At 31.6% G+C, this 6410-nt stretch carries 7 protein-coding genes; all 7 read left to right on the forward strand.

Going from position 1 to position 6410, the window contains the following annotated elements; translation table 11 throughout:
- Positions 1–213 precede the first annotated feature (213 nt).
- Positions 214–537: a type II toxin-antitoxin system Phd/YefM family antitoxin gene (locus BR50_RS12260; protein WP_034549283.1), complete on the forward strand. Its 324-nt coding sequence runs from the start codon at positions 214–216 to the stop codon at positions 535–537.
- Positions 537–800 (forward strand): hypothetical protein, encoded by a 264-nt coding sequence (locus BR50_RS12265; RefSeq protein ID WP_051905857.1) that lies wholly within the window; start codon positions 537–539, stop codon positions 798–800. The genes BR50_RS12260 and BR50_RS12265 overlap by 1 nt, the downstream gene beginning before the upstream one ends.
- 696 nt (positions 801–1496) lie before the next feature.
- Complete coding sequence (locus BR50_RS12820; RefSeq protein ID WP_156097513.1) at positions 1497–1667, forward strand: hypothetical protein; 171 nt, start codon at positions 1497–1499, stop codon at positions 1665–1667.
- 295 nt (positions 1668–1962) lie between these two features.
- Positions 1963–3159, forward strand: a complete 1197-nt coding sequence (mobV, locus tag BR50_RS12275) for a MobV family relaxase (protein ID WP_282916234.1) — start codon at positions 1963–1965, stop codon at positions 3157–3159.
- A 907-nt stretch (positions 3160–4066) separates the two neighbouring features.
- Positions 4067–5074, forward strand: a complete 1008-nt coding sequence (locus BR50_RS12280) for a replication initiation protein (protein WP_034549291.1) — start codon at positions 4067–4069, stop codon at positions 5072–5074.
- 23 nt (positions 5075–5097) lie between these two features.
- Positions 5098–5511, forward strand: coding sequence for a SprT family zinc-dependent metalloprotease (locus BR50_RS12285; protein WP_034549294.1), 414 nt, complete (start codon positions 5098–5100; stop codon positions 5509–5511).
- 118 nt (positions 5512–5629) lie between these two features.
- Positions 5630–6151 carry a hypothetical protein gene (locus tag BR50_RS12290; RefSeq protein WP_081884529.1) on the forward strand — a complete coding sequence of 174 codons (522 nt, stop codon included), beginning with the start codon at positions 5630–5632 and terminating at the stop codon, positions 6149–6151.
- Positions 6152–6410: the final 259 nt, after the last annotated feature.

Consider the following 6410-nt stretch of genomic DNA (forward strand, 5'->3'; position numbering starts at 1 on the left):
TTTTTCTGTTTATTTTAGTTATACACGCTGTAGCACAAAAAATTGCGAAGAAAAAATGAATCTAATTTAATAGCATTCTAGATACACTATTCTAAGCATTTTCATGTATTTAAAAATATAAAAAAGACCTTTATTAAGACCTTTATTAAGACTTTAATTAAGGTTTTTTTCGTGTTACAATAATTATACAAATAAAAAAGTGAGGTGCTTCGTATGTTGAAAATGTTAGATGTAAAAACAAAATCGATCACAGAAGCTAAAAAAGACTTTTCAAAAATTATAAAAGACACGAGTAAAACAGGAGAACCAACCTTTATTTTTAACCATAATAAACCTGAAGCTGTTATTCTCAGTAATGCCGTGTATGAAAAATTAGTGAATGATTACAACGAAATGGAAAATAAACTATTTTATAGTCAATTAAATGATCGAGTAACAGCCGGACCAGGCGAACTTATTTCAGCTACTGAAGTGATCGAATCAAATCAAGAGCATAACCCATTTGCTGCTTTATCCGATAAGGATCTATTTGATTAATGGCAAAAGTGTTTTTTTGGAAAGAAGCAGAAAAAGACTATAAAAAATTAGACGGCATGTTAAAACAATGGGTAGATGCTGCTGGAGAACGGTTAAAGATCCGAGGATCTGAAATTGGGAAAGATCTTGGAAATACAACGTATTCGAAATTAGCCGGTTTTAAAGAATTAAAGAACCAAAAATTAGGCATTCGTCTCATCTTTAAACCAACAACAGACAATCGTATAGAAATTATTGAGATTGTAGCCATCGGCAAAAGATAAGAAGAAAAAGTATTTTTAACCGCTGAAAAAAGACGAAAAAAGCATCTCTGAAATTGCAACAAAAAAGCTTTTAAAGATCTAATTTTAAGAGAGGCAGCTACTAAAAATAAGCGGCTACCTCTCTTTTTCAATACATGATTTTATCTAATTTCATGTATTAAAAATAGGATTCATTTAATTGCTGATTTTATTTTATCTATTGTCATTCTTATAAAATAGGTTATCGAGATAGTGCCTCATTCCAGATAAAGCGATATCAAGTATTAGCAAAAGGACTTTCTAAATCAGCAGTAGCAATTGCTAACTTAATTGACAAGAATGATAAAAATATAAATAATGGATGGATAGATTTTTAAAAGGAGCTTTTAAATGGAATTCATTTTAATTTTTTTTGAAGAAATATTATCAGCTGTTTTAAAGATTAACAATAAAATAATTAAAAATTTTATTTTAATTATTTTATTGTTAGTAATTTCCGTATTTGTTTTTTTTATGCTGTATATACTTATTGGGGCTATATTTTCGACAGTAAGTTGGATTATAAAGATAATCCTATTTGCTATATTTAGTCCCTGCATGTATGTAATATATATAATTATTTTAAATGGCTATAGCGAATGGAAAAATTAATACCTCTGATGTTTCAATTGCATAGGATACTAAAATTCCAACCACATAAATGGTTGGGATTTTTTCTTGAAAGATGAAGTGACAGTTATAACAGTTGATGAACAAAACAACGTAGAAAAATCAGCAAAATTATCAGGATTTGTTCCGCAGGAAAACGGGACCGGCTTCTTTTTTGGCTTATATTTTATTGCTGAAATGAGTCTACCCAAAATAGACAGTTCGCAGGCATTGATCTGATTAATTTTCTGCTGTCGATTGTGAGTGTCGACTAATTGGTTTAAGAAAAGTCCCCTGCCAAAAAGGCTAAGGGGATTTTTTTGTTTTGCATGAAAAAAATAGTCGGCTATTCCGACGTTTTTCGTGCCTGTTCACGTCGAACCTTTTCAGCCTAAAGGCGAAAAAAGGGGCAGAGTGGACAGACAGTTTTTAGCCTCGCAGAGACCACACTTTACGACGTAAAGTATAGTGGGTTATACTTTGCATGGAAGTCGTACCAAATCAAGACCAACAACAGGAGGTTCTTTTTATGTCTATGATAGTCGCTAGAATGCAAAAAATGAAAGCTCCTAATTTAATCGGAATTGGAAATCATAACCGACGAAGGATAGAAAATCACTCGAATAAAGATATTGATTTATCACGTTCTCATTTGAAATATGATTTAGTTGGTAGAGCTTATAATTATAAAACCGATATTGAAAAATATATTAACGAAAATAAAGCGAGTCCTCGAGCTATTCGGAAAGATGCTGTACTAGTAAGTGAATGGATTATTTCAAGTGATACTGCTTTTTTTAAAGATTTAGACGAAGACCAAACAGCGAGCTTTTTTCGTAGTGCTAGAGCTTATTTTGGGCAAAAATATGGGGATCAAAATATCCGATATGCTCAAGTACATATGGACGAGAACACTCCACATATGCACTTAGGAATTGTACCTTTTACAAAAGATAAACGCTTATCTGCTAAAACAGTCTTTGACCGTCAAGCTTTGCAAACCATTCAAGAAGATTTCCCGAAATATTTAAAAGAGGGCGGTTTTGATATTGAACGTGGGCAGGAACATTCGAATAAAAAACATTTAACAGTAGACGAATATAAAAAGCTTAAAGACCGTACTGAACTTAAAAATCTTAAAGAAATAGAACAAGAATTAAATGGGAAAAATCAAGTTTCCCAATCAGAATTAAAAAAATTAAAAAAAGAATACGGGGATTTAGAACAAGGATATGATGGTCTGGTTGCAAAAGTTATTAGTGCAGACAAAGAATTTAAAGTTAAAGAAAGTGACTTAACGCGATTTGGATATCGTGAAAATCATGAAATAGAAAAGAAGCCTGTCCTTCTTAAAAGAGGTTACTCAGTCGTTAAAACTAGCGATTTAGAACAGTTAGAAAAAGCTGCTAGTTTTTCTCTTTTAGCAACTAAAAAATATGATAAGGAAAATACTAGAAAAATAGTTTTAGAAAGACAATTAGAAAATGAAAAAGCTTTAACTAAAGACTTAAGCGAAAGGCTTAAACAAACGCATAAACAACTTAATTCAGTTCAAAAAAAGCTTGATTCATTTATAGAAAAATTTACGGATCAATGGAGCTTTGCAAAAGAATATGTTAAACAAGCTTTTGGTAAAAATTTAGATGGAGTGTATGCAGGGTTTCAAGAGAAACAACAAGAAAAACAGCAAAAAACTTCTAGGAAAGCAAGTAGAGATGACTTATCACGTTAAATAAGGGCTCAAAAATCGTTTCTAAGACGTTTTAAGTCTGTTTGCACATAAATACTAGTGAGTGATTATAAAACTGTTTAAACGTGCTTATTTGTCTTTTTATAAGTACTTGGGTATGTAGGGCTTGCCCTGCACGAACGAAGTGAGCTATATACTCATTTACATATTAGTTAAAACAAGCTTTTTAGCGTTTCTACTAAAAGTTCTCACATTACCCTCTCTCTTCATTGCAAATGGAGCGAAGCGACTTCTTTTGACCTTCTAAGATGCTTTTTAGCTTGCGAAGCAAGATTTCCTTTAACTGATCTGTCACTTGATTTTAAATTGTTATATGCGATAATAAAGATACAAAAAGATATTCACGATAAAGCCAAAGACCAGTGGGGGGCAACCCACTGGTCTTTTTTTTCGTATTTTTTTATACGGGCAGGTTAGCTGTCAGTTTTGTCCTTGGAATCTAGCCATTTAATTATGCCATGGGCAATGACATTAATCAGGACTCCAAGTAAGACGTCAAAAAGGATATTCACAATAAAGCCTCCTTTCTTGCTGAAGAGTTCAGCTTAAAAAGGTGACAGCTAAATAAGTATAGCAGTTACCACTATTTTTTAACCAATACTTTTTTTCGTGCGCGCCTGCGTATTTATTACTTTTTATTAAATTCATTAACTTTATTACCTTTAAGGTCGCTATAAACGCATATTTACCAAAGGTTTATAGACTTTATTGAAAGTTTTTTATCCCTCTATTGAAAGTTTTTTATCCCTCTATTGAAAGTTTTTTATCCCTCTATCGAAAGTTTTTTATCCTTCTTACTGTAAGTTGAAAATTAAAAACATATTTATATTGATTCGTTATGTAAGTTGCGTTAATATTAACTTACATAACGAATCAGGGGGGTGTTCCTATGGCCGGAAGACGAAATAAAAAGGAATTTCTTATTAGCAATGAAGATAGTATTAAAAAAAGCAATGAGCTATCAACCTCAAAACTTAATCAAGGTTTGACCTTGAACCAAATGCAGTTGCTGTCCTATGCGATTTATTCTACACAAAAAGATGGGTCGACAACTTTTATTAAGGCTGATTTCGAGAAGAAATTTGGCATTGAGAAATATCAAACTAAGCATGCAAAGGTTGACGCTCAAAGAATACTAAGCATTCAAGCAGGATTGGAAGATTTAGAGAAGGACTCATTCGAATACTGGAATGTTTTTAGGAAAATGAAATATGACAATGGCACCTTTACGTTTCTATGGGATCCAGAAATCACACCGCATATATTGGACTTGAAAGATAGGTATGTCCTGACTGACTTGACTGTCACTGCGAAATTCAAAAGTGGGTTTAGTTGGACTTTGTATGATTACTTGAGGGGGTCATACGGTTGTTGGTATAAGTCTTTTACAAAAGATACTATCATGGAAATTTTTGGTGTCGAGGAAAAGAAAAGTTATCGTGAAAATACTGGACTTCTGAAAAAATATGTTCTCGATGTCGCGATTGCTGAAATCAATAAATTTACCGAGTTAGAAGTGAAGTATGAAGAGATAAAAAAAGGTCGTTCAATTACTGGATTCAAATTGATTTGGAGTACTGGTAAAGGAATTTCAAAAGCTTCTCAGAAGCAAATTGATATATTATTTAGTATGGCAGATGTAGTTTTGAACGATATATTAATGTATGCAGAAATTAATGATAAAACGAATAGAGAAAGAGCTTTAGCTATCATCCGAGATTTTCAGTCAATGAGAGCTCGTTACTTAGACCAAGAAGTAGGCTTAACAGCTGATCATTGTAGCAAACTTACTAAAAAAGCAAATGACGACTTAGAAGCTTTAAATTTTCTACTCGAAACGGAAGGGAAAGAACCTCTTAATCCTAAAGTTCCGTTGTTTAATTGGCTTAAAAATTAATTATTTAAATAGGAGCGTATAAAATGAGTTACAAGTCACGAAAAAGAAAATCAGAGAATAGAAAAAAAATACACCTATTTTACAATTTAGTTAGACAATCAAAAGAATGGGCTGTTAGCCAGTATGGTGTAAAGATTGATATACCTATATTTTTAAATACTAAAAAAGAAGATTCTCTTTTAAAAAATAACCAATCTGGTTATATGCTTTCTTCGTCTGAAGATGTTCCCCAAAAAATAGTTATTTCTAAAGATTTTTTAGAAAAGAATAAACCAATAGATATTCAAGGAACCATTCAACATGAATTTTTGCATTACATCGGGTGGAAACTTGATAAAGATTTTGACGATGGAGATGAGTGGTTTGAAAATCAACTTGTAAGAAACTTACTTTACAGCAACTATAATATTTTTTTAAATTATGCTCTATTTAGTTAAGTTCAAGCTATTCTTTTAATCTATAAAATTTTATTCATAAAAAGTCAAAATTATAGTGGTATGTATAGGATATAAACCTGTCCAGTAATAGAAAGAAGGCATAATAAGGAGAGTTAACATGAGTAAAAAAACAATCAAAGAATTATCCGAAGAAATAGGTGTGAGTAAAACAGCAATTTCGAAAAAAGTAACAGAAACACAAAAGAAGAAATGGTTTGCGAAAATCGGAAACCAGTTTGTGATAAGCGAAGAAGGTCAAAAAGCTATTAAATCAATGTTTATTTCGGTTAAAAAAAACCAATCGCAAACTAATAAGCAAACTAATTTCCAGAATAACGATAACCAAGTTTACGACTCACATTTCTATCAAGAACAGCTTTTAGCTAAAGACAAGCAGATAGATATGCTTCAAAATCTATTAAAAGAACAACAAAATTTATTGGACCAGCAACAACGTCTTACCTTACAAACTAATAAGCAAATTGAAAAATTGCAGTTAGAATCAAGCAAAAAAGTAGAAGAAGATCTCAGCCAAACGGATCAATTTGTTTCTAACGCTGCAACTGAAAAGAAAACCGAACCAGAACCACTACAAGTAAAAAAAGGGTTCTTTAGTCGCCTATTTAGTAAAAAGGAATAGCCGATTGTGTCATATTTTAAAATGGAATCATGTATTGGAGAGTGACAAAAAAAAAGAACCCTATAGGAATAGGATTCCGGATACCCGTTTTTATCCAATTTCATGTATTGAAATAAATTAATTCCATTCTGATATAATCATTAGTAAATAAGAAATATGTCATGTTTAAAAATAAAACTGGTTACTTTAGACACAATCATACTAATCCTCGGAAAAAATCTGTAGGACATTATTTTTATGGGGGAAAACGGCTTAAAAT

This window comes from Carnobacterium alterfunditum DSM 5972 (genome assembly GCF_000744115.1).
In the GTDB taxonomy this organism is placed as follows: domain Bacteria; phylum Bacillota; class Bacilli; order Lactobacillales; family Carnobacteriaceae; genus Carnobacterium_B; species Carnobacterium_B alterfunditum.

What these genes read in the sequence shown, in the direction of transcription:
- mobV (WP_282916234.1), top strand. Translation starts at nt 1,963, where the DNA reads ATGATAGTCGCTAGAATGCAAAAAATGAAAGCTCCTAATTTAATCGGA.
- BR50_RS12285 (WP_034549294.1), top strand. Translation starts at nt 5,098, where the DNA reads ATGAGTTACAAGTCACGAAAAAGAAAATCAGAGAATAGAAAAAAAATA.
- BR50_RS12280 (WP_034549291.1), top strand. Translation starts at nt 4,067, where the DNA reads ATGGCCGGAAGACGAAATAAAAAGGAATTTCTTATTAGCAATGAAGAT.
- BR50_RS12290 (WP_081884529.1), top strand. Translation starts at nt 5,630, where the DNA reads ATGAGTAAAAAAACAATCAAAGAATTATCCGAAGAAATAGGTGTGAGT.
- BR50_RS12260 (WP_034549283.1), top strand. Translation starts at nt 214, where the DNA reads ATGTTGAAAATGTTAGATGTAAAAACAAAATCGATCACAGAAGCTAAA.
- BR50_RS12265 (WP_051905857.1), top strand. Translation starts at nt 537, where the DNA reads ATGGCAAAAGTGTTTTTTTGGAAAGAAGCAGAAAAAGACTATAAAAAA.